Source organism: Nostoc parmelioides FACHB-3921 (assembly GCF_014696625.1).
Lineage (GTDB): Bacteria > Cyanobacteriota > Cyanobacteriia > Cyanobacteriales > Nostocaceae > Trichormus > Trichormus parmelioides.
This window is the reverse complement of the sequence record NZ_JACJQL010000162.1, coordinates 1-1,803: the sequence shown is the minus strand read 5'-3', so window position 1 is coordinate 1,803 and position 1,803 is coordinate 1. Positions and strand designations below refer to the sequence as shown.

General features: G+C 37.3%; 3 protein-coding genes. All 3 read left to right on the top strand.

Features of this window, described 5'->3' with window-relative positions:
• Nucleotides 1–63 precede the first annotated feature (63 nt).
• Nucleotides 64–534, top strand: coding sequence for a hypothetical protein (locus H6G14_RS33125; protein ID WP_190573220.1), 471 nt, complete (start codon nt 64–66; stop codon nt 532–534).
• Nucleotides 535–676: 142 nt separating this feature from the next.
• Nucleotides 677–1,039 carry a response regulator gene (locus H6G14_RS33120; protein ID WP_190573218.1) on the top strand — a complete coding sequence of 121 codons (363 nt, stop codon included), beginning with the start codon at nt 677–679 and terminating at the stop codon, nt 1,037–1,039.
• A 118-nt stretch (nt 1,040–1,157) separates the two neighbouring features.
• Complete coding sequence (locus tag H6G14_RS33115; RefSeq protein WP_190573216.1) at nt 1,158–1,355, top strand: hypothetical protein; 198 nt, start codon at nt 1,158–1,160, stop codon at nt 1,353–1,355.
• The last annotated feature ends 448 nt before the right edge of the window (nt 1,356–1,803 follow it).

The window sequence follows — 1,803 nt, the reverse complement described above, 5'->3', positions numbered from 1 at the left end:
AAAAATGCTGATGGGTACGGTGACTCGTAAATAGCAATTGCTCATTTGTACCAGACAAGACCCATGACAGATGAAGTACATGAAATCGTCATTGATATTATTCAGCGTTGGCTAGAACAAGATAGTGATCCACCAAGCTGCCGACTATTAACCCGTACTGTTTTTATCACCGAATTGGTCAGCTTAAAAATCATCTACGAACAAAAACAAACGACTTATCAAAACGCTAGCTTTCAAGCAGGCCAACGCTGGCAGCAATCCCTGGAACTTCGGGCCAGTCATAGTGAACAATTAGTCAACGTACCATTTCTCGCACAAATTAAAATCAAGTACGGTCTAGAGCGCTTGCAAAAGCTAATTGATAGTGATGCTTTAGCCGGTTATACCAACTGGTGCAACCTGCGTGGATGGACAGATTTATTTGTGTATGAAGGTCGTTTCTGGGCATTTCCTCCTTGTGCCGTGCTGCCGCTCCCAATACAGTTCGGGTCAGAAATTTACTTATCAAACCAAGCTCAAGAAGTACATCGGTGAAGAAAGCAACAGTTTTGTAGAATTTTAAATCTTCTTGAGTCTGAATTTCAGCAAACCTACCTAAAGAAAGACATAGCACTGCTCTAGCACGATTTATAGTATCTATACAGTTAATACCTTGATTTGCAAGGTTTAAGCGCAAGTGGCAAAAACTAAAAACCATATTCTACTTTGTGAGGATTCACGAGACACCATTGACTTATTAAAATTGATATTAGAAATTGAAGGTTATAAAGTTGAAGCCTCTCAAAATGTTTGTGAAGGTATCACTAAATTTGAAAAAAACGCACCTGATTTATTAATTACAGATTTAATAATTCCTGGTGGGAATGGAAGAGAAATTATTAATTATATTCGTCAGAAATTACGACTAAAAAAATTCCCAATCATAGTGCTTTCGGCGTTTGCTGATGACTTAAAACTGGATAGTAAAATGTTTCTAATTTCCAAGCCCATACAAATTGACTTATTTGTAAAGACTGTTAAAACAATTTTATCCAAGTAAATCTAGATATTTCTCTCTTTTTTTAAGAAAAACTTATAGCAGATATGCGCTCTGGCATCTCAGCTACAAATAAAAAGCCAGAGGCGTTCCCAAACCTCTGGCTTACTGGTGGTCGTGTGTGTGTATACGAAGAAAATATGAATGGAATGAGCTTGAAACTCTACTATCACAATTTCACTCCAGCAGTAATCAGACTCCTTCTGCCCTTTGGCATGAACAACAAGAAAATAAAGTCACACCACAGAGTGAAGACGGCAATCGCCAAGAAGGGGTAGCTATAGCAGCTTACGTATACAAAAAGCTATGGACAATATAAAATTTTCTCAAGTATATAAGGTTGTCAATTATTTAGCATTTTCTATCTCTTTTTTGTCAGTATTAGCTTAGTTAATAACTTACTAATCAATTACAAGAGACTACTAAATTATTGTTAAGGCAGGCATCGCTAACTACACCAAAGCTGGTTAATTATTCATCGGTGTTAGATACTATCTTTTAGTATGGGTAAAAACCTAGTTCAGCCCGGTGAAATTTCTTTCATTGGGTTTTATTTTTCTGAAGCGTTCGCACTATAGGCAGTTTAACTGATACGACGCTGCCACTCGCCAAAAACCAAGAGCAAAATCTGTTTATGGGGCGGATACACCGAATTTCTTATAGTATCTCTTGATTACTTACGCGTTTTATAGTACATTAGTTCTAGTCAATACCTCCTTAGCTGACCGAAAATCAAACCCCGCTTTCTTTGTGGGGTTTATTTTTGC

Excerpts from the sequence above, each read along its gene's own strand:
- H6G14_RS33125 (WP_190573220.1), top strand. The coding sequence starts at position 64 with ATGACAGATGAAGTACATGAAATCGTCATTGATATTATTCAGCGTTGG.